Raw genomic sequence first — 19,371 nt, 5'->3', positions numbered from 1 at the left:
CAAAGGCCGAATTCACCAGCCGACGGTGATCGCCAGCGGATCGGTGGAGGACGGGGGCGTCGAATCCGGCACGGGCTCTTCCGGCTGGCGGAGGACGACGCGGATCGGGCGCGGCGGCGGCGGCGTCGATTGCGCCTTGCGCCCGAGGGCCACGGCCACGGTGATGTCGGTGACGGGCATGATGACCTCGGCCCACGAGACATACCCCGGCGCCACGGCGCGCAGGACACGCCAGCGAAGCTCACACGGAATACGCCCGCGATGCGGCCCGACCGAGATCAACGTATCGTCGAGGAAGATACGGGCGCCGGGCGGCATGACCTGGACGCAAAGCAGGACCGTGGAATCGGGCGACGCCTCGGCAGAGCGCTTGGTCCTGGGCTGGGTCGACGGCGGATCGTCGTCGGATTCGTGAACGCCCGGCACGCAGCCATTGGCGAGGCCGTTCGAGTGCATTCGCTCCCCTCCCCGAGCCCACGCGCGGGGAAAATCCGGCGCGAATGGCTCTGCAGGACTCTGACAAACGTAATGGCAAACGCAAATCGAACCCACTTTTTATGAAAGGACGGGGGACAGAGGGCCGCCTACGCTGCACCCTCGGCTTGCCCGGGTCTGCTAGGCTCCGTCCATGTCCATCAAGGATCGGATCGTCTCCGAGGGAATGAAGTTCGCGTCGAGCCCGCAGGTCGCGAAGCTCATGCAGGACGAGCGGTTCATGAAGCTCGTGATGACGGCGATGAGCATGCCCGGGCGCGTCTCGACGTTCACGACGGAGCAAAAAGAGGCGTTCGCGAAGTCGATGGGCCTGGCAACGTCCGACGAGGTACGCGACCTGCGGCGGGTCGTCTCGTCGCTGGAGCAGAGTGTGTCGCGGCTGCGCGCGAAGCTCGAAAAGGACGCATCCAAGGACGCATCCAAGGACGCGTCCTAGGGCGCGGGCTCGGTCTGCCGGACGGTCTGAAGGAAGGTCCCGTCCTGGGTGGGCTCCTCGCCCGCCGCCTTGGCCTTCTCCTCGATGCCGGCGAGCTGCCCGCGGGCGGCCTCGATCTCGCGTTTCTCGTCGGGCCGCAAGGTCCCGGGCCGCTGGGCTTCGACCTGCTCGGCAAACCCGAGCCAGCGCTCGGCGCCGTCGTGGTCCCCGAGCTTCATCAGGGACAGCCCCATATACAACCCGTAACTCACCTGCTTGCGCGGCGAGAGCGCGGTGACTTCGTCCTCATGGTCCCCGAGCTTCTCGGCCGCTTCGAGGTAGCGACCGTCCTGGTAGGCGCGCTGCGCGCTGCCAAGGTATCCGCCGCAGCCGGCGGAAAACACCAAGAAGAGGGACGAACCAAGGAGCGCGCCGAGGCGTCGCATGACCGATCTATACCCCGGGAAAGACCAGGGCCCAATGGGGAGATCCGCGAAAATAGGCGCGAAATGGGTTTTGCGTAGCGCGAAGGCGGCTGCGCAGCGATGCAATTTGCGACGTTTCGCGTGTATTCGCGGGCGGGGCCGGGTTCACGGCGCACCGCGGCAAAATGAAAAAAGCTCCCCGCTCGGTGGGAGCGGGGAGCCTGGGGACGCGTTCGCGAGGGCTGGCTACTTCGTATCGCCGCGGGCGTAGATGCTGGCGACGTAGTCGAGGACGTCGCGCGCGGAGACCTCGTTGTACCCGAAGTATTTGATCATCCGCGTCTTGATGATGTCGATCTTCTCCTGGGTCTCCTTGTCGATGACGCTGGAGACGAGGGTCTGGAGCTTGATCGCGTCCTTCTGATCCTCGAAGAGCTTGAGCTCGAGCGCGCGGCGCAGGCGGTCGTTCGTGTGCCACTCGAACTTCTTGCCGTCGACCGCGAGCGCGCCGATGTAATTCATGATCTCGCGGCGGAAGTCGTCCTTGCGGTTCTCGGGGATGTCGATCTTCTCCTCGATCGAGCGCATGAGGCGCTCGTCCGGCTCGACGTCCTCGCGGGTGAACCGATCCTTGACCTTCTCCTTCAGGGTGTAGGCCTTGATCGAGTCGATGTAGTTCGCCGCGAGCTTCTGGATCGCGTCCTCGTCGGCGCTGATGGCGCGCTGGACCTCGTTCTTGACGATCTCCTCGTACTCGCGCTTCACCATGCCGATGCACTCGCCGTACCGCTTGCGCTGCTCGTCGCTCGAGATGAGCGAGTGGTGGCGCAGGCCCTTCTCGAGCTCGGAGAGGACCATGAACGGGTTGATCGTGCCCTCGCCGATGTCGTTGACGAGCGCGTTCGAGATCTTGTCCTGCACGTAGCGCGGGCTGATGCCCTCCATGCCCTCGCGCGGCGCCTCCTTGCGCAGCTCCTTCACGGTGTCCTGCGTGTAGCCCGGCAGGACCTTGCCGTCGTAGAGCTTCATCTTCTGCACGAGCGAGAGGTTGTGCTTCTTCGGATCCTCGAGCCGCGTGAGCACGGCCCACATCGCCGCGACCTCCAGCGTGTGCGGGGCGATGTGCTTGCCGCGGATCTTGTCGCGGTTGAAGTCCTTCTCGTAGATCCGGATCTCCTCCGACACCTTCGTGATGTACGGGATGTCGATCTTGATCGTGCGGTCGCGGAGGGCCTCCATGAACTCGTTCGAGAGGAGCTTCTTGTACTCGGCCTCGTTCGTGTGGCCGAGGATGACCTCGTCGATGTCCGTCTGGGCGAACTTCTTCGGCTTGATCTTGTGCTCCTGCGACGCGCCGAGCAGGTCGTAGAGGAACGCGACGTCGAGCTTCAAGACCTCGATGAACTCGACGACGCCGCGGTTCGAGATGTTGAACTCACCGTCGAAGTTGAACGCGCGCGGGTCGGAGTCGGAGCCGTACTCGGCGATCTTGCGGTAGTTGATGTCGCCCGTGAGCTCGGTCGAGTCCTGGTTCTTCTCGTCCTTCGGCTGGAAGGTGCCGATGCCGATGCGGTCCTTCTCGCTGAGCACGAGGCGGCGCACGCGGATGTGCTGCATGACCTTGCCCCAGTCGCCGCCGTAGCGCTCCATCAGCTTGTTGAAGATGAAGCGGCACGCCGGATCGAGGTCACCGTCGACGCGCACGTGGAAGGTGGGGTTCGAGAGCTCGAGCTCCTTGACCGCGCGGTCACGCCACGTCGGCGGGATGAGGCGCAAGGGTTCCTCGTGCATGGGGCACTTGAAGCGGCCGCTCTCGGGGCCCGCCATGCCGACGCCGTCGAGGTTCACCCAGTCGAACGTGTAGAGCGCTCCGTCCGTCGACATCGAGTAGTGCTCGATGCCCTTCTTCATGAGGCGCGCGATCGTCGACTTCGAAGAGCCGACAGGGCCGTGGAGCAAGATGACGCGCTTCTCGGGGCCATACCCTTCCGCCGCCGCCTTGAGCACGTGCACGAGGCGCATGAGCGGAATGTCGAGGCCGTAGATGGCGTCCTGGCCGCCGTTCAGCTCGTCCTTGAAGAAGTTGTACCGGACGAGCTTCTTCTTGTTGTCGGTGTACTCCTCGGTCCCGTACCGGATGATCATGTCGTACGCACGCTGGAACGCGTTGCGCGTGACTTGCGGCTGCTTGCGAATGAGCCCCAGGTACTCCTCGAAGCTCCCTTCCCAAGACAGGTCCCGATACAGGGCGTAATCCTGCATCGCTGCAATCTTGCCCACCAGACTTTGCGCGTCGCCCATGTGGATACCTTACATCACGGATCACGGTGACGCGAACGCGGCCGCGCCGTTCAAGAACGCCTTCCAAGAAGCCTTTTCCTGACCCTGCTCGGTGAAGAGGCCGAGCGAGCATGCATAGGCTGCGTACGGTCCTTCCGCAGGCTCGCCCAAGACGGACATGCGCTCTCCGCACCGAACAGAGCCGAGATCGTGCAGCGCCTCGACATTCACAAAGACGAAGCGATCCCGTCGCGGCGCGAGCGCACCAAAAAACGTCTCGAGGAAAAGCGCCTGCTTGTCGTCCGATCCCCCGACGAAGGACGAGCTCGGAGCCCCGACGGATTCGAGCACGATCTCCTTGTCCGCAGCACGCGCGAGGATCGTGTCGGCATGCGCGGAGATGTCGCTCGCACGTCCCGCCTCGACGGCGCCGAGCCCAGGCAGATACGAAGCGACCGCGACGTCGCTCGTATCGAGGAGCGGCAAGAACGAGGGATCCGGAGCCGCCACGCCCTCGAACGAGAAGCCCACGCCCGCGCGGACGTCCGGCGCAGCGAGCGGATGCGCGCGGACGTAGTCGAGGACGTCGCTCGCGAAGAGTTCGAAGGCCGCGCGCTCGTCCGGATGCGCGGCGAGGCGGACGTCGACGTCGCGGCCAAGCACGAAGAAGCGCGCCGCGCCGCCGAGCGCTGCGAACGCCGTGTCGATCGAGGCATGCGTGAAGGCGAGGACCTCAGGCGCGTTCCACGGTTTCTCCGCGAGGTCGGGCGGGAGGAACGCGACGGCGCGATCGAGGATGACGAGCGAGAAGCCGAGGACGACGCCGCGGCTGTGGAAGAAGGTTGCCTCCTCGGCGAGCGCCTGCGTGCCTTCATCCGTGGCGAGTTCCATCGGCGTGCGCCGGAGCATCGTGGCCCGCGCGCCGAGCGCGAGCGCGCCGAGGCGGGCCGCGATGACGTCGCCGGGCTTCGGCGCTCCATCCCCGACGGGGTTCGGCGTGAGGCCGATCCAAACGGGCGTGGAAGGGGCGTCCGGCGCATCGGGATCCCCGGCGTCGCCGTCGGGCAAGGCGTCGGCCCAGGCGGCGTCGAAGGAGGGACCGCCGTCGCCGGGATCCCCCGGACGAACGATGATCTGAGGGTAGCCGCTGTCGTCACACGCGAGCGGCGCGAGGGCGACGCCGAGGGGCACGCCGCCGAGCAAGAGCCAACGAAGCAAAGCGCGCACGAAGAGGATCGTAACGAATTCTTCGCGTGGTGGCTCGCGCGTGGACGCGCGAGGCGCGCTACGGCGGCCCGCCGTACCGCGGGGGCGCAGGCATGCTCGCTCCGGACGGCAGGCGAGAAGACCACTCCACGACACCAGGCGTGGCCTGCGCGGGCGCCCAGGCCATGCCGCCCTTCTCGAGCACGCCCGGCCACGAATCTACGTACTGCGGGGGCTCGGAGGGGCCGGACGCGTCGATCCAGAGCGCGTGTCCCGTGCCGGGCCTGCGCACGTCGACATGGACGAACTTGCTGTTCGGATAGAAGCCACAACCCACGTCGTCGAGCTTGCGGCAGAGCTCGAAGATCGTGGCGTTCGGGATGCCGTGGACCTGGATGTCCGCGGCGCGCGCGGCCGCGTGCATGCTCTGGTGGCTCGTGCCCGCGACCTTCGCGCCGGGGCGATAGCCGCTGTAGATGTAGATCGGACGCCACGGGAACGAGTCGGCGATGCGCTGCAACGCCCAGAGCAGGCGCGGGTGCACGAGGCGCACGTCGGAGATCCACTCGCCTTTGCGCACGGCCTCGGGATCGGGCTCGTCGGGGAGGAGATCGGCGGGGCGCGCGACGTCAGCTGGGCGCATCATGAGCGAGAGGCGATCGAGCGCCTCGGGCGCGACGGATCCATCACAACGCACGAGCGGGAAGACGTCACGCTCGCCGGAGCCGCGGACGAAGGTCACGGGGCGACGACGGCATCGCCAATCGCGGACGGGCTTCGGCGGCGGCGCCCAGAGCGAGTCGAAGCCGTTCGAAGCAAAGCTCGGTCCGGTCGAGGCGAGCAGCGCAGGTGCGCGCGCGGGATCGAGGCCGTTCCACGACCAAGACGGCAGGACGTCGGGCTCGATGCGCAGGATCTCCGAGCCCTCGGAGGCCACGCGGAACACCGGGAGCGCCGCGAAGGCCGCGGACGCGTCGTCGAGCAGACGAACGCGGCTCGATCCGAACGCGTGAAGGTCGTCGTGCGACGCGTGGGGTTCGTCCGCGGCGTCGCCCTCCGCTTGCGCGTGGCGCCACGCGAGCTGCAACCACGGCTCGTTCCGCCACTGGCCGAAGGGTCCCCAGATGTAGCGGCGCAGCGGGCCGGGGCTCTCGACCTCGGCGTTGAGGTACGAGCGCAAGAGGCCGAGGCGCGGCGCGGACGGGTCGTCGAGCTTGAAGGTGTAGAGCTTGGGCGGCTGATCGAGGAGCGGCCCCGCGTGGGTCGACGTCGCGGCCGCGAGCACGAGCGCGGCGATGCCGATCGAAGGAAGCGTGGACCCGAGCGAACCACGCGTCGTACGCGCAGGGCGCTTCGTCTTTTGATCCGAGCGAACCACGAGCTTCGTCATCCCAAGAGCTGGCTCTCCCGTTTTGCCACAACCCGCGAGGGGGCGTCAGCAATTCCCGCGCTCAAGCAGAAGAGGCGCGGCGCAGGCGATCGTGGACGGCAGCCCACGCAGAGCCCGCCGGAGGCGCTTCGACCACGACGCTGTCGCAGCCCGCGTCGTCGAGGCGATGGAGCGCCGCATAAAGCGCGGCCGCGTACCCCTCGGGGTCCGCAGGCAAGATCTCGACGGGAGGATCCACGGCGGCGCCAGGCGCAACCAAGGCCGCGCCGGTGACGAGGCCCGCAGCGCGGCGCCGCACGAGCTCGGCGCGCGCCTCGTCGGCAGGGACGACGACGAGCGTAGCGCGAGGCGCGTAGTGCCGCGCGGAGGTGCCCGGCGAAGGCGCGCGTTCGTCGAGCGAGACGGTGATTACGCCGGGATCGACGACGTCGACGTGGCGGCGTAGTTCGTCGAGCGAGACGGCGCCCGGGCGTAAAAGAACAGCGGGACTGCGAGAGACGTCGACGATCGTGGACTCGATGCCGTGCCGGCAAGGGCCGCCGTCGAGCACGAGCGGGATGCGCCCGCCGAGCGATTTCAGGACGTGCTCGGCCGTCGTGGGCGAGAGCGAGGTCGTGCGGTTGGCGCTCGGCGCCGCGATGGGCAAACGGCACGCTTCGAGGAGCGCGCGCGCGACGGGCGCGGCAGGCACGCGAATCGCGACGGTCGATCCGCCGGCCGCGACCTCATCGGCGACGGCGCCGGGACGCCGCGTGACGACGAGCGTGAGCGGGCCAGGCCAGAAGAGCGCGGCGAGGCGCTCGGCAGCAGGCGGGAAGTCGAGCGCGAGCGCGCGCGCCTCGGCGACGCCGGCGACGTGCACGATGAGCGGGTTCGTCGCGGGACGACCCTTCGCTTCGAAGATGCGACGCACGGCGGTCGGTTCGTCGGCGCGCGCGCCGAGCCCGTAGACGGTCTCGGTCGGAAAGGCGACGACGCGCTTGCCACGGAGGAGCGCGGCCGCGCGTGCAACAGCGGGCGGGTCGAAGGGCAGGAGCTCGGTGCGGATCACAGGCGCGGCGATCATGGAGCAAGGCGGGCCGCTTCGCACGCGGCGCGCGCGTTCTTCAAGGCGCGGCGCGGAGGTAACGCGGCTCGAAAGGCACGAGGGCGGCGAGGGTCACGAGCGCGACGTGCTCGGCCACGGGGCTCATGCCCGCCTGGCAGTCGGGCGGGATCGTCACGACGAACCCTCGCTCGAGCGCGTCCTTCGCGGTGGCGAACATGCCGATCTCGGTGGCGCAGCCCGTGAGGATGATTTGATCGGCGTGGAGCTCGTCGAGCAACGGCCCGAAAGAGCTGCCCGTGAAGGCGCTGTACGTCCGCTTGTGCACGAGGTGATCGCCGGGCGAGGGCGCGATCATGGGCCACACCTCGGCGCCCTCGGTGCCGGCGACGGCGTGGCGCGGCCAATCGCGGAAGTCCTCGTCGTCGGGCTCGTGCGTGTCGCACACGTAGATCACGGGGACGTTTTTCTCGTGCGCCCACGTGATGCGCTCCTTCACCGCCGGGACCACGTCCCGCGCGCGCGGGACCTCGAGCGGGCGGCCCGGCGTGAGGTAGTCGTTGATCATGTCGAGCACCACGAGCACGGGCCGCCTCGGACCACGCGGCCGCGGGCGCGTCGCGAGGAGGCGCTCGCGCAGGCGCTTCGGCGGCTCGACGGGCGGCGCGGCGTGCCCGAGGCGCGCGAGGTCCTCACGCAGCGCAGCGAGGTCAGCCGCGTCCTCGGGCGAAGCGGCGACGAGCGACGCGAGGGCCCTGTCGGGCGTGCCCGCGAGCGTGAGTTCGAGGAGCCGTTCTCTGCCGAGCCGATCCACCATGGAACGCGCTTTTTTTTCGTAGCACGTCCGTGCGGACGAACCCACGGCGGAGGCGCGCGCGGGCACCAGTTCCTTTGGTGGGGCCCAGGTGCCGCGGCGGTCAGGGCGCGGGCGTACCGCCCTCGGGTACGCCCTTGGCGGGCACGGGCGCAGCTTCTGCGCCCACGGTGATCGTCGCCTGCGTCACCTCGCCCGACGTCACCTCGATCGGGACGCGGGCGAGCGCGCGCAGCCCTTTTCCGCGAAGGTCGAGCTCGTACGCGCCCGGAGGCGCCTCGGCAGCGGCGCCGGCTTCCGCAACGGAAGATCCGATCCGAAGGAAGGGGACGAGCGTATCCCGTGGGGACAGGAACTCGACGCGCGCATCCGCGGGCGGAGGGAGCGGCTTGCCAGCCTCGTCCACGAAGCGCAGCTCGATCGCGCCCGGCACGCGCGCCTCGCGGACGAGGGCGAGCTCGGTGACGACGCCGAGCGTGTCGCCGCGCGGGGCCACCACGAAGAGCCGCTCGTAACGCGCCGAGCCGCCGGGCGGCAGCGTGACGTTCCGGGCGAAGCGGAGGCTCGTCGCCCCCGCGGCGCCTTCGATCTCGAGCGTGGGTCGATCGTCGGCGGGCGCGATCGCGTATGCCACGGAGGTCCCGAGCGCAGCCGCGAACGGGGCTTCGGCCGTGGCAGCGGCGGCAGGCGGCGGCTCGTGGCCGATCGCGGGCAGCGGCTCGGCCGAGCCCCAGTGGACGGTGTCTCCGAGGCTCGGGATCACGAGCGGCTCGTCGGCCTTCGAGGCGATCAGGGTCGAGACGAGGATCACGCGCGCGCCCGGGACGAGCATGTAACGCGTGGCGATCGTCACGCGCGGATCCCCCTCGGCGTGGCCACGCGCGAGCACCTGCGCCGCTCCGTCACGTCCTTGCGCGAGGCTCATCGTCACGCCGGTCAGGCAGCCGAGCGGCGCACCGAGGCACGTCCGCACGCGCCCGAGCGCGTCCTCGCGGATCTCGGAATCGGCAGCGTCCACGAGCGCGCCGTCCGAGGCGCTGATCACCGCCGCGATCGCGCCGTTGTCGAGGAGGACGTCGCCCGCCTTGGCCTCGACGAGCGCGCCGGCGAAGGGCTTTTTGTCCCCTTCGATGCGCGCGAGGGTGACCGCGGCGGGCGCTTCCGGCTCGGGCGCGCAGAACCCGGCCTTGCCTTCGGCGCCGCGGCGGAAGCGGCACATCGCGGCGACGCGCGCGCCTTCGCCGCCGTACATGACGACGCCTCCGCTCTGGATCGGCTCGACGCAGGCGGTGAGGCCGGTCGCGAGACCGAGGAGGAGGGTTCCGAGGGCGAGGCGTTTGCTGTTGTTGCCGGGCGGCATGATGAGCCTCCGACGCGCGAACGCGCCGGATCTTGGGACGTCACTCGTCGTCGACCATCTCGGGGTAGTCGCCGGGCGCGAGGTTGTCGAAGCGCGTGTACGACGACGCGAAGCGCACGAGCACCTTGCCCGTGGGGCCGTTTCGTTGCTTCGCGATGATGATCTCGGCGATGCCCTTCGCGTTCGTGGTCTCCGCGTTGTAGTACTCGTCGCGGTAGATGAACATGATCGTGTCCGCGTCCTGCTCGATGGCGCCGGACTCGCGCAGATCGCTGAGCTGAGGACGCTTGCCGTTGTCCTTGTTCGTGCGGGTCTCGACGGAGCGGTTGAGCTGCGAGAGCGCGATCACGGGGACACGGAGCTCCTTGGCGAGCTGCTTCAAGCCTCGGGAGATCTCGCTGATCTCCTGCTCGCGGCTGCTCGCGCCGTCGCGGCCCTTCATGAGCTGGAGGTAGTCGATGATGACGAGCCCCACGCGCCGCTCGGGCTGCCCCGGCCCGGCCGTGCGGTTGTACTCGGCCTGGATGCGGCGGACCTTCGCGCGGACCTCGAGGAGCGTGAGCGCGGACGTGTCGTCGACCCAGATCGGGAGCGTCGACAGATACGAGGCGCTCTCGGTGAGCCTTCGCCAGTCGTCCGGCTGCAAGAAGCCCTGGCGCAGCTTGCCGAGATCGACGCGGCCCTCGGTGCAGACCATACGACTCGCGAGCTGCTCGCGGGGCATTTCGAGCGAGAACACGCAGACGCCGTAGCCCGGCTCCTGCCGCTCGTAGCCATGGTCCGCCTCGCCGGGACCGGCGGCCACCGTGCGCGGCGAGGCGACGTTCACGGCGATGTTGAGGACGAACGACGTCTTGCCCATGCCGGGGCGCGCCGCGACGATCATGAGATCGCCGTCGTGGAGGCCGGCGGTCTTCGAATCGAGCCGCTCGTACCCCGTGGAGATGCCCGTGATGCGATCGCCGCGCTCGGCCGCGGCCGTGATCTGCTCGAACGCGGCCTTCAGGACCTGCGCGATCGGCTGCACGCTCGACGATTGCGCGGTGCGCGCGAGCGCGTAGATCGATTGCTCGGCGCCGTCGATGAACTCCTGCACCGTGCCGACGTCGCCGTACCCCTCGGCCGCGACGCGCTGGCAGGTGGCGATGAGCTGCCGCAGCCGCGATTTCTCGGACACGACCTTGGCGTGCGTGGCGACGTGCGCGACAGCGGGCGTCGCATCGGCGAGCTGCGCGAGATAACTGGCGCCGCCGATCTGCGCGAGCCACTCGCGATCCCGGAGCCAGGAGGCTATGGAGACGATGTCGATCGGCGTGCCGGAGAGTGCGAGCGCCGTCGCCGCCTCGAAGATGCGCTTGTTCGCGTCGCTGTAGAAATGTTCCGGCTTCAGGATCTCGAGGACTCGATCGAGCGCATCCCGCTCGAGGAGCACCGCCGAGAGCACCGCGGCCTCGGCGTCGAGGTCATGCGGAGGGACGCGGCCCGCGACAGGGGCCGGTTCCATCGGTTGGTTCGAACGTCCACGACGCTGCTGCGCGGTCTGCATGGCACTTCTTCACCAGATGGCCCCAAGCAATCCCGAAGATCTCCACATGGTGAGGCCCCAAATGGGAGACGCCCCGAAGGGCGGGCCCTCCGAGGCGTCAGGATCGTCGAGCGATCTACCAGGAAACCCCCGCGCGCGGTACCCGGATCGGCAAGACGATCACGAGGAAACGGCGACATCCGCCGACGTGGTGTGTGTGGGTGAGGCACTATGGGACCTCTCCACGCCCCAAGGCACGTCGCTCGACGACGCAACGCAGCTCTCTCTCACGCCGGGCGGCGGCGCGGTGAACGTGGCGCTCACGCTGGCACAGCTCGGCCTGCGCGCGGGGATCGTCGCGCCGGTGGGAGACGATGCGGTCGGTCACGCGCTCGTGGCACACCTGTCGCGGTGCGGGGTCGACGTGTCACGCATGCGCGCCACCAAGTCGACCCGCACGGGGCTCGTGTTCCTGACCCACGCGCCGACGCGCGCCGTAGCGTATCGCGCCGTGCAGGAAGAAGCGCTCGCGCTGCGGGACGCCTTGCCGCGCTCCTTCGACGCGAGCGTCGTCCATTTCTCCGGGCTCTTGCCCTCGCACGCATGCTTGCTCGCGCTCGCGCAGGCGGCGCGTCATGCAGCGCGCGAGGGAGCGCTCGTCACGCTGGACGCGAACCTCCGGCCTCGGCTGTGGGCAGGCGACGCGCTCGAGCGCGCGGATCCGCGCAGCCTCCTCGGCGGGGTCGACGTGCTCAAGGTGAGCGAGGACGATCTGCGCCTGCTCGGCGCGTCGGATCCACGGGATCTCATGCCCTTGCTTCACGCCGAGGCGACCGTGGTCGCGACGTTCGGCGCGGCGAACACACGCGCGCTCGGGCCCTTCGGCGAGGTGCACGCGGGCGGCCCGGCGCTCGCCGTGGAGAGCACGATCGGCGCGGGAGACGCGTTCGTCGCGGGGCTGCTCTCTGTGCTCGCGCGCGAGGGGCGCGCGGCGCTGCGGGATCGCGAGGCGATCGAGCGCGCGATCCAGCGCGGCAACGAGGTCGCGCGGAGCTCGCTCGCGGAGAGATCGTTGGTCGTGAAATGAACGAAGGCCCGGACCGATCGGCTCATCGCCGTTCGATCCGGGCCGACGCCTGCTCCTCGTGGGATCAGGACTTCGCCGCGACCGTGACGTCGATCGTCGCGGTCACGGACGTCGCGAGGCGAACCGGAACCTGGTAGGTGCCGAGCGCCTTGATCGTGTCGAGCTCGATGCGACGACGATCCACAGTGAATCCCTGCGCCGCGAGCGCCTCTTCGATGTCGCGCGAGGTCACCGAGCCGTAGAGCCGATCACCCTCGCCGACGGGCTTCGTGATCGTGATCTTCACGTTCGCGAGCTTCTGGGCGAGCTCCTCGGCCGCCTTCTTGCTCTTGACCGCGCGCGTCTCCGCGACCTTCTTCTCGTGCTCGATGCGAGCGACGTTCTCCGCCGTCGCGCCGACCGCGAGGCCGCGGGGGACGAGGAAGTTGCGAGCGTAGCCCGGGCGAACACGCACGAGCTCGCCGCTCTTGCCGACGTTGGGGAGGTCCTCGGTCAGGACCACGTGAATGTAGTTGGCCATGACGTCCTCCTCGTTACGCCGTCACGGTGAACGGCAAGAGCGCGATGTTACGCGCCCGCTTGATGGCGAGCGTGACCTTGCGCTGATGCCGCGCGCAGTTGCCGCTGATGCGGCGCGGGACGACCTTGCCGCGCTCCGAGATGAAGTACTTGAGCGCCTGCGGGTCCTTGTAGTCGATGAAGAGCGCCTTGTCGGCGCAGTAACGGCAGACGCGCTTGCGACCGGTGCGGCGGCGTCCGGGGGCGTCGGCGTTCAGATCCGGCGTCCGCCCGAAATCGCGGTCGTCCATGTCCATGTTGCGGCTGCCCGAATCCATTCCTCGTTGATTCATGGCTCAGCCTCCCTCTTCCTCGGTGCCGGTCATGTCCGCCTCGCCCTCGAGGTCGTCGAACTCGCCCGAGGCCGGCGCCTCGCTGGTGCGCTCCTGACGACGCTCCGGCTCGATCAGGCCGAGCTGACGCTCCCTCGACTCGTCGCGCTCCTCCTCGATCGGCGGCAGCTCGACGCGCTCGAACTTCACGTCCTCCTCGGCGATCGCGATCGCCGCGACCTCCACGTCGTTGCGGACGAGGACGGTCTGGTACTTGATCACGGTGTCCATCAGGCGCAGGTTGCGCTCGATCTCGGACACCACGCGGCCCGTGCCGAGGTACTTGAGGTAGATGTACACACCGCGGCGATGCTTGCGGATGTCGTACGCGAGCCGGCGGCGGCCCCAGTTCTCGACCTTGGTCAGCCGGCCTTGCTCGCGGCCGATCACGTCGGACAGGCGCGAGCCAACACGCTCGGCGGCGTCCGCGTCGATGTCGGGTCGCAGGATGTAGATCGTTTCGTATTCTCTGGCGCGGTTCGGCGCCGTCACGAGTCGACTCATGCTTCTCCTCTTGGACGATGGCCCCGGAGACGTCGTGCCCCGGAGCGAGGACGGCGCGCCCGCCGGTGTTCCTCACGGACAAACCAGCGAACGTGCCTCACGAAGGTGCGGAAAACGTCCGGGTTACTCTCCCTCGCGCTTTTCACCAGGCGAAACCGACGGTTTGTCTTCCGCCGCTTTCGCGTTCGCGGGCTCGGGCGACATGCGCGCCTCGCTCCGCTCCTTCGCTTGCTTCTTGCCGGCTTTCGGCCGGCTGTTTCGAACGTTCATCGCGGCGTCGAAGCCGCGGGCCGCGACTTCTAGCACAGAATCCGTCACGAGCTTCAAGATGTCAGGCAGGCGCGAGCGTTCGACCGCGTCGAACGGCGACAGCACGTAGTCCGCCACCTCCCCGCGAAACCCCGCCGACGGCCGCCCGACGCCCACGCGGACGCGCGCGAAGTCGCCCGTGCCGACGTGGGACATGATGGACCGCAGCCCGTTGTGGCCGGCGTGTCCGCCGCCGAACTTGAGCCGGACGTCCCCGAACGGAAGGTCGAGCTCGTCGTGGATCACCACGAGCTCCTTCGGGGCGATCTTGAAGAACGCGAGGGCGGGCTGCACGCTGCGACCCGACTCGTTCATGTACGTCATCGGCTGGAGGAGCACGCCCGGCTCGTCCCCGAGCGTCGCGCGCGACCACATGCCCGAGAACTTCTCGCGGAAGGCATCGGCGCGAGCGCGCGCCGCGAGCGCTTCGACGGCCATGAAGCCGACGTTGTGCCGATGCGACGCGTATTTCTCGCCCGGGTTGCCCAGGCCGACGACGAGCAGCATGACGAGGAAGTCGAGGCCCGAAGACGAGCGTGCCCCGCGGGACGACCTCGCTCGGAGGTGCGCGCCGCGGGGCGGATCGCTCGGACCGTTTGAACTAAAACTACTTCTTCTTGGCGTCCTTGGCGGGAGCCGCAGCCTTCGCCGCAGGAGCCGCGCCCTTGGCCGCGGGAGCCGCGCCCTTGGCCGCGGGCGCCGCGCCCTTCGCGCCGGCCGCAGGAGCCGCAGCCGCCGGAGCGCCCGGAGCGCCCGGAGCCGCAGCCGCGCCTTCCTCACCCTTCTCGGGAATGGCCACGACGACGACCGTCTGGTCCTCGGGCAGGCGCGTCTTGACGCCCTCGGGGAGCGGAACCGCGCCCGCCTTCACCGTGTCGCCGAGGTCGAGCTCGCTGATGTCGATCTCGACGAGCGCCGGGATCTTCTCGGGCAGGCAGCGGATGGGCAGGTTGCGGAAGATCTGCTGGAGGATGCCGCCGCCCGCGACGCCCTTCGACTTGCCAACGCAACGAACGGGGATCTCGACGTCGACCGGCTGGTCGAGCTTGACCTGCAGGAAGTCCGCGTGAACGAGCTCGCGCGAGATCGGGTGGTAGCCGTAGTCGCGCACCATGACGGTGAGCTTGTCGCTGCCCTCGACGGCCAGCTCGATGACCGAGTTCTTCCCGTGCGCTGACTTCAGCACCTCGAGGAGGGCCTTCGGAGAGACGGCGACCGGGAACGCTTCGAGGCCCTTGCCGTAGCAGATGGCAGGGATGTTCCCCGTGCGGCGGAGCCTGTTCGACGGGCCTTTTCCGCTTTCCTGACGACGGGTGGCGCTGAGCTTGATGATTTCCATCATGGGACGACTCTCCGGTTCCGATCCGAGACGCGGCGCTATAGCAGAGATCGATCGGGCTGTGCGCCGATTCCGACGATCCTCCGAGGCGAGGCCGCAAGCCTGAGAGGAAACTGCACGATTGTCCAGGCGCTGAGGGACACGAAACGACGAACGCGAGGCGAGGACGCGACTAGACGAAGAGGGAGCTCACCGAGTCCGAGTGGTGGATCCGGCGGATGGCCTCCGCGAGCAGGCGCGCCACGCTGACGACCTTGAACTTCCCGCACGCCTTGGCTTCCTCGGAGAGCGGGATCGAGTTGGAGACGATGACCTCGGCGAGCGGCGACTCCATGATGCGCGACAGCGCCGGGCCCGAGAGCACGGCGTGCGTGGCGCAGGCCGCGACGCTCTTCGCGCCCGCCTTCATGAGGGCGTTCGCCGCGTTCACCAGCGTGCCCGCCGTGTCGATGATGTCGTCGAGGATGAGGCAACGTTTGCCCTCGACCTCGCCGATGATGTTCATCACCTCGCTCTCGTTCGCGCGCTCGCGGCGCTTGTCGATGATGGCGAGCGTGCCGTCGAGACGCTTCGCGTAGGCACGCGCGCGCTCGACGCCGCCCGCGTCCGGCGAGACGATCACGCAGTCGCGGCTGTAGTGCTCGCGAAGGTGCTGATCGAGGAACGCCGGCATCGCGTGGAGGTGATCGAAGGGGATGTTGAAGAACCCCTGGATCTGGCCCGCGTGCAGATCGAGCGCGACGATGCGGTGCACGCCCGCGGCGACGAGGAGATCGGCCACGAGCTTCGCCGTGATCGGCGTGCGCGGCGCGGCCTTGCGGTCCTGCCGAGCGTAGCCGTAGTACGGGATCACGGCGGTGATGGAGCCCGCGGAGGCGCGCCGCAGCGCGTCCACCATGATGAGCAGCTCCATCACGCTGTCGTTCACCGGCGAGCACGTCGGTTGCACGACGTACGTGTCCACGCCACGGACGTTCTCCTGAATCACGCAGAACGTCTCCCCGTCGGAGAACCGCGAGACGCGGCACTTCCCGAGCGGGAACTCGAGACACTGGCAAATCTCCTGCGTGAGCGTGGGGTTTGCGTTCCCCGAGAAGATGCTCACTCTCTTGAACATCGGCCAGCCTCCCTGCCTGCCGAGGGTTCGGTCGACGCTCGGCCAGTCCGAGCGACCACGACAACCCCGAACGCCGAAGGGTCAACGGCGGCGCGGCTCTACCAGTCACCCCTACTTCCGTCAAGGATCTTGTGGTCATTGCGTCATGGCACGACCTCGGCTTTGCGCGGCGCCCCGGGTTTGACTAGGTAGCGCGATCGTGGATCGGCAGAGCGGCTCCCAGCGCGGCGAGACGAGCGGGCGTACCGGCACCCTCGTCGTGATCGGCAACTTCGACGGTCTGCACAGGGGCCACCGCGCCGTCCTGGCTGAAGCCGCTCGGATCGCCCACGAACGCGGGCTCGCTCCGGTGGTGCTGACGTTCGATCCACACCCGGCCGAGGTCCTCGGCCGCAAGGCGCCGCCGCTGCTCACGCCGCTCGCGCGCAAGATCGCGCTGTGCGAGCGCGCCGTCCCGGGGCTCCGGGTCGCCGCGGCGCCCTTCGATCGCGCGTTCGCGGCGCAGAGCCCGCGCGAGTTCGCCGAGCGCGTGCTCGGCGATCTCGGCGCGCGCGTGGTGATGGTGGGGCAGAACTTCCGCTTCGGCGCGCAGCGGGCCGGCGACTTCGCCGAGCTCGAGCGGCTCGGCAAGGTGCTCGGCTTCGAGACGCGATCGCACGCGCTCGTCGGCGACACGCACGGGCCGTGGTCAAGCACGCGCGCGAGGGAGGCGATCGCGCGGGGCGATCTCGACGAAGCGCAGCGCATCCTCGGGCGATGGCATGCGCTCTCGGGGACCGTGGTGGCCGGGGACCAACGCGGGCGGACGATCGGCTTTCCCACCGCGAACATCCTCGATGCGCCGGAGGCGCTGCCACCGCTCGGCGTGTACGCCGTGCTGATCGATCGTTTGTCCTCGGAAGGGGCGGGCGAGCGCGGCGTGACGATGCTCGGGCGCGGCGTGGCGAACCTCGGCGTGCGGCCCACGGTGGATCCCACGGCGGCGCGCCCGCGCCTCGAAGTCCACGTCTTCGATCGGAACGAGGATCTGTACGGCGCGCGGCTGCGCGTGCACCTCGTTCGGCACCTTCGTCCAGAGCAACGTTTCTCGGGGCTCGACGCGCTGAAGGCGCAGATCGCGCGGGACGCCGAGGAGGCGCGGCGCGCGCTCGAAGGCATCACGCCCGATCCCGAGGCCGGCTCGGCTTGGGCGTGAGCCGCGCGTATCATCGAACGCAACGCACGCGCGCCTTCACCGTCGTCGGCTGGTGATCGATGCGGCCCGTGAGGCCGTCGAGGACCCAGGCTTCGGCCGGCACAGCAGAGACGGGCGTGGACGACCAGAAACGGCCCTCGCCATCGGGGAACGACGTCGCCGCGGACATGGGCTCGTCCTCTTCGCCGTGGCCGAGGCTCACGAGCTCCTTGATGCTCGGTAGCCGAAAGCCGTTGGCGCCCCCGATCGAGAGCGACGCACAGAAAGCGAGCGCGCCTTGCCACGTGCTCACCTCCGGCGTGCTCAGGCGTTGCCAGACAAAGCCTGTGCGCCTGTCGACCAGCGTCTCACCGTCCGCGCCCGCTTCGAGGCACGACACGCGCGGAGGACCCACGACGCAACGAACGCGCGCCGCGAGCGTGCGATCGACCGACGTCATCGATCCGTGGACGAACCCGATGGCCCACACGCCGTCCATCGCCGTCGTCGAGGTCCAGTAGAGATCCGTGGACCACGTGGGTACGGAGATCATCGAGGGGTTGATCGCGGGCCCGTCGCGCCCGTAGTCCACGAGCGAAACGAGCTCCACACGGGAAGGGAGCCGCGCGCCGCCGCCGGACTTCTCGCAGCGCGCGCGCGCTTCCTCCCACGAGACGGGCGCCGAGGCCGCGTCGCTCTCCCACACGAGGTCGAGGATCTCGTCACGCACACCGTCGTCCGCGGACGCTCCGAACGAAGCCTCCTCGTAGCTCGGCAAGAGGCCGACGACATGGCCGTCCTGCCCCGCCGCGAGGCTCGGATCGTCACACGAGATCGCGTCGGATCCATCGGAGCAGAACCGCGTGGCCGAATCGGGGAAGCCCGCGCCCGTGCTTGCCTCGCACGCGCCCGCAGGGCCGCCCGACGGCGCGAGCGTGCGTGGCTCGATCCCCGCCACGATCTCGCAGCCGAGCGGTCCCGCGAGCAGGAGGGGCCACGCGCCGATCCGGATCAACGGAGGAACCGTCGTTCGTTTGGTGCTCAAAATGTTCCTCCCAGGAGCAATGCCGCGCCCGCTCCCGCGGACGGCACGATCGCAAGAGATGCGCGTGGATCCGCCGGGCTCTTCGAGCGCGAAACCCAGTAGAGCGTCGCGGACGTCATGAGACCGACCGCTCCCACGCCCAGCGCGACGTCGGCGATCCGCGCGGCCGTCCGGCCGTCGTCCGCCACGTCGAGCGACGCCACGTCGGGGCAAACCGCGCCCTCGCACCGCGCGCGTGCCTCGTTCTCCTTCACGAGCGCGCGGATCCCGAAAAACGTCCCCACACCGAGGGCGCCGAGCGAGATCCCCGCGGTCACATGCGCCGCGATGCGCGCGCCCGAGGGCCCCCCCGAGGCCCCGCGCGACGGCGCGAGCGCGGGCACCACCACGGTCACGCGGGCGCCCGGCGCGACCCGCACCGTCGCCCGAAACGCCGCCTTCCCTTCGGCCGTCGCGACGACCACGTGCTCGCCGGGATCGACCGGCGCGGGCTCACCGAGCGACGCCTCCGGGATCGAAGCGCCGTCGCGCTCGATCACCATCCCCGCGGCGCGCGCGCCCGGCCCGAGCACCACCACGAGCCGCGCGAGCTTGCGTTCGAGCGCGTCGAGCCGCTCGTGGGCGATCTCCGCGCGATCGGGCCTCGCGTCCGTGCGCGCCCACGCGAGGGCTTCACCGAACTCGCGGTAGGCCGTGGCCGTCTTGCCTTCCGCCTCGTGGCAGAGGGCGACGTTCAGGATCGTCCCGCCGCCCGGATCGAGCCGATGGCTCTCCGCGAGCTTCGGACAAGCCTCGACATACCGCTTCTCCCCCATGAGCTGCTTGCCCTCGCGGAAGAGGACCTCCGCCTCCGCCGCAGCGTCACCGTCCGCGCGGGCGGTGCCTTCACCGGCCAAGACGAGCGCAGCAAGCCCTGGGAGTAGAAATCGATTGGCACGACGAACGTATCTT

General features: G+C 69.2%; 20 protein-coding genes. 3 read left to right on the top strand and 17 right to left on the bottom strand.

Annotation, left to right across the window (positions count from 1 at the left end):
• Positions 1-12: 12 nt before the first annotated feature.
• Positions 13-456 (bottom strand): hypothetical protein, encoded by a 444-nt coding sequence (locus tag QHF89_RS07700; RefSeq protein WP_136965755.1) that lies wholly within the window; start codon positions 454-456, stop codon positions 13-15.
• A 172-nt stretch (positions 457-628) separates the two neighbouring features.
• Between QHF89_RS07700 and QHF89_RS07695 the strand changes: the two genes are divergently transcribed.
• On the top strand, positions 629-931 hold the full coding sequence (locus tag QHF89_RS07695; protein WP_136929525.1) for a hypothetical protein: 303 nt from the start codon (positions 629-631) through the stop codon (positions 929-931).
• Here QHF89_RS07695 and QHF89_RS07690 read toward each other — a convergent pair.
• The 8 genes from QHF89_RS07690 to dnaB form a co-directional block, all read right to left on the bottom strand.
• Positions 928-1,356 carry an outer membrane protein assembly factor BamD gene (locus QHF89_RS07690; protein WP_136965756.1) on the bottom strand — a complete coding sequence of 143 codons (429 nt, stop codon included), beginning with the start codon at positions 1,354-1,356 and terminating at the stop codon, positions 928-930. The genes QHF89_RS07695 and QHF89_RS07690 overlap by 4 nt on opposite strands.
• Before the next feature lie 225 nt (positions 1,357-1,581).
• Positions 1,582-3,636, bottom strand: coding sequence for a PrkA family serine protein kinase (locus QHF89_RS07685; protein WP_136929523.1), 2,055 nt, complete (start codon positions 3,634-3,636; stop codon positions 1,582-1,584).
• A 21-nt stretch (positions 3,637-3,657) separates the two neighbouring features.
• Positions 3,658-4,842, bottom strand: a complete 1,185-nt coding sequence (locus tag QHF89_RS07680; protein ID WP_136965757.1) for a hypothetical protein — start codon at positions 4,840-4,842, stop codon at positions 3,658-3,660.
• Between the two features lie 58 nt (positions 4,843-4,900).
• On the bottom strand, positions 4,901-6,211 hold the full coding sequence (locus tag QHF89_RS07675) for a YcbK family protein (protein WP_136965758.1): 1,311 nt from the start codon (positions 6,209-6,211) through the stop codon (positions 4,901-4,903).
• Between the two features lie 61 nt (positions 6,212-6,272).
• Positions 6,273-7,277, bottom strand: coding sequence for an L-threonylcarbamoyladenylate synthase (locus QHF89_RS07670; protein WP_284720205.1), 1,005 nt, complete (start codon positions 7,275-7,277; stop codon positions 6,273-6,275).
• A 40-nt stretch (positions 7,278-7,317) separates the two neighbouring features.
• Entirely contained in the window at positions 7,318-8,073 is a 756-nt protein-coding gene (locus QHF89_RS07665; RefSeq protein WP_136965759.1) for an isochorismatase family protein, read from the bottom strand.
• Between the two features lie 100 nt (positions 8,074-8,173).
• A complete protein-coding gene (locus QHF89_RS07660) occupies positions 8,174-9,430 on the bottom strand; it encodes a hypothetical protein (RefSeq protein ID WP_136965760.1) in 1,257 nt (418 codons plus the stop codon).
• Positions 9,431-9,470: 40 nt separating this feature from the next.
• On the bottom strand, positions 9,471-10,934 hold the full coding sequence (dnaB, locus tag QHF89_RS07655) for a replicative DNA helicase (protein ID WP_284720204.1): 1,464 nt from the start codon (positions 10,932-10,934) through the stop codon (positions 9,471-9,473).
• 88 nt (positions 10,935-11,022) lie between these two features.
• Between dnaB and QHF89_RS07650 the strand changes: the two genes are divergently transcribed.
• A complete protein-coding gene (locus QHF89_RS07650; RefSeq protein WP_284720203.1) occupies positions 11,023-12,042 on the top strand; it encodes a carbohydrate kinase family protein in 1,020 nt (339 codons plus the stop codon).
• Positions 12,043-12,106: 64 nt separating this feature from the next.
• Here the strand turns inward: QHF89_RS07650 and rplI are convergent, their stop codons facing one another.
• The 6 genes from rplI to QHF89_RS07620 form a co-directional block, all read right to left on the bottom strand.
• Positions 12,107-12,562, bottom strand: coding sequence for a 50S ribosomal protein L9 (gene rplI, locus QHF89_RS07645; RefSeq protein WP_136929516.1), 456 nt, complete (start codon positions 12,560-12,562; stop codon positions 12,107-12,109).
• 13 nt (positions 12,563-12,575) lie between these two features.
• Positions 12,576-12,893 carry a 30S ribosomal protein S18 gene (gene rpsR, locus QHF89_RS07640; protein WP_136929515.1) on the bottom strand — a complete coding sequence of 106 codons (318 nt, stop codon included), beginning with the start codon at positions 12,891-12,893 and terminating at the stop codon, positions 12,576-12,578.
• 3 nt (positions 12,894-12,896) lie between these two features.
• Entirely contained in the window at positions 12,897-13,436 is a 540-nt protein-coding gene (rpsF, locus tag QHF89_RS07635) for a 30S ribosomal protein S6 (protein ID WP_136929514.1), read from the bottom strand.
• A 123-nt stretch (positions 13,437-13,559) separates the two neighbouring features.
• Entirely contained in the window at positions 13,560-14,252 is a 693-nt protein-coding gene (gene pth / locus QHF89_RS07630) for an aminoacyl-tRNA hydrolase (RefSeq protein ID WP_136965763.1), read from the bottom strand.
• A gap of 100 nt (positions 14,253-14,352) precedes the next feature.
• Positions 14,353-15,087, bottom strand: coding sequence for a 50S ribosomal protein L25/general stress protein Ctc (locus QHF89_RS07625; RefSeq protein ID WP_284720202.1), 735 nt, complete (start codon positions 15,085-15,087; stop codon positions 14,353-14,355).
• A 169-nt stretch (positions 15,088-15,256) separates the two neighbouring features.
• Positions 15,257-16,201: a ribose-phosphate pyrophosphokinase gene (locus tag QHF89_RS07620; RefSeq protein ID WP_136929512.1), complete on the bottom strand. Its 945-nt coding sequence runs from the start codon at positions 16,199-16,201 to the stop codon at positions 15,257-15,259.
• Between the two features lie 199 nt (positions 16,202-16,400).
• Here QHF89_RS07620 and QHF89_RS07615 point away from each other — a divergent pair, with 199 nt between their 5' ends.
• Complete coding sequence (locus QHF89_RS07615) at positions 16,401-17,396, top strand: bifunctional riboflavin kinase/FAD synthetase (RefSeq protein WP_136965764.1); 996 nt, start codon at positions 16,401-16,403, stop codon at positions 17,394-17,396.
• A gap of 10 nt (positions 17,397-17,406) precedes the next feature.
• Here the strand turns inward: QHF89_RS07615 and QHF89_RS07610 are convergent, their stop codons facing one another.
• Both QHF89_RS07610 and QHF89_RS07605 read right to left on the bottom strand, forming a co-directional pair.
• The gene (locus tag QHF89_RS07610; protein WP_284720201.1) at positions 17,407-18,420 is read right to left on the bottom strand and encodes an Lcl C-terminal domain-containing protein; all 1,014 of its coding nucleotides are present in this window, start codon (positions 18,418-18,420) and stop codon (positions 17,407-17,409) included.
• Positions 18,417-19,316: a hypothetical protein gene (locus tag QHF89_RS07605; protein ID WP_284720200.1), complete on the bottom strand. Its 900-nt coding sequence runs from the start codon at positions 19,314-19,316 to the stop codon at positions 18,417-18,419. The genes QHF89_RS07610 and QHF89_RS07605 overlap by 4 nt, the downstream gene beginning before the upstream one ends.
• Positions 19,317-19,371: the final 55 nt, after the last annotated feature.

The organism is Polyangium sorediatum (genome assembly GCF_029946465.1).
GTDB classification, from domain to species: Bacteria; Myxococcota_A; Polyangia; order Polyangiales; family Polyangiaceae; genus Polyangium; species Polyangium fumosum.
This window is presented reverse-complemented; position numbering and strand designations above follow the sequence as displayed.

Coding starts and splice junctions, on each gene's coding strand:
- QHF89_RS07700 (WP_136965755.1), bottom strand. CDS start 456: ATGCACTCGAACGGCCTCGCCAATGGCTGCGTGCCGGGCGTTCACGAA.
- QHF89_RS07695 (WP_136929525.1), top strand. CDS start 629: ATGTCCATCAAGGATCGGATCGTCTCCGAGGGAATGAAGTTCGCGTCG.
- QHF89_RS07690 (WP_136965756.1), bottom strand. CDS start 1,356: ATGCGACGCCTCGGCGCGCTCCTTGGTTCGTCCCTCTTCTTGGTGTTT.
- QHF89_RS07685 (WP_136929523.1), bottom strand. CDS start 3,636: ATGGGCGACGCGCAAAGTCTGGTGGGCAAGATTGCAGCGATGCAGGAT.
- QHF89_RS07675 (WP_136965758.1), bottom strand. CDS start 6,211: ATGACGAAGCTCGTGGTTCGCTCGGATCAAAAGACGAAGCGCCCTGCG.
- QHF89_RS07670 (WP_284720205.1), bottom strand. CDS start 7,277: ATGATCGCCGCGCCTGTGATCCGCACCGAGCTCCTGCCCTTCGACCCG.
- QHF89_RS07665 (WP_136965759.1), bottom strand. CDS start 8,073: ATGGTGGATCGGCTCGGCAGAGAACGGCTCCTCGAACTCACGCTCGCG.
- QHF89_RS07660 (WP_136965760.1), bottom strand. CDS start 9,430: ATGCCGCCCGGCAACAACAGCAAACGCCTCGCCCTCGGAACCCTCCTC.
- dnaB (WP_284720204.1), bottom strand. CDS start 10,934: ATGGAACCGGCCCCTGTCGCGGGCCGCGTCCCTCCGCATGACCTCGAC.
- QHF89_RS07650 (WP_284720203.1), top strand. CDS start 11,023: ATGGTGAGGCCCCAAATGGGAGACGCCCCGAAGGGCGGGCCCTCCGAG.
- rplI (WP_136929516.1), bottom strand. CDS start 12,562: ATGGCCAACTACATTCACGTGGTCCTGACCGAGGACCTCCCCAACGTC.
- rpsR (WP_136929515.1), bottom strand. CDS start 12,893: ATGAATCAACGAGGAATGGATTCGGGCAGCCGCAACATGGACATGGAC.
- rpsF (WP_136929514.1), bottom strand. CDS start 13,436: ATGAGTCGACTCGTGACGGCGCCGAACCGCGCCAGAGAATACGAAACG.
- pth (WP_136965763.1), bottom strand. CDS start 14,252: ATGCTGCTCGTCGTCGGCCTGGGCAACCCGGGCGAGAAATACGCGTCG.
- QHF89_RS07625 (WP_284720202.1), bottom strand. CDS start 15,087: ATGATGGAAATCATCAAGCTCAGCGCCACCCGTCGTCAGGAAAGCGGA.
- QHF89_RS07620 (WP_136929512.1), bottom strand. CDS start 16,201: ATGTTCAAGAGAGTGAGCATCTTCTCGGGGAACGCAAACCCCACGCTC.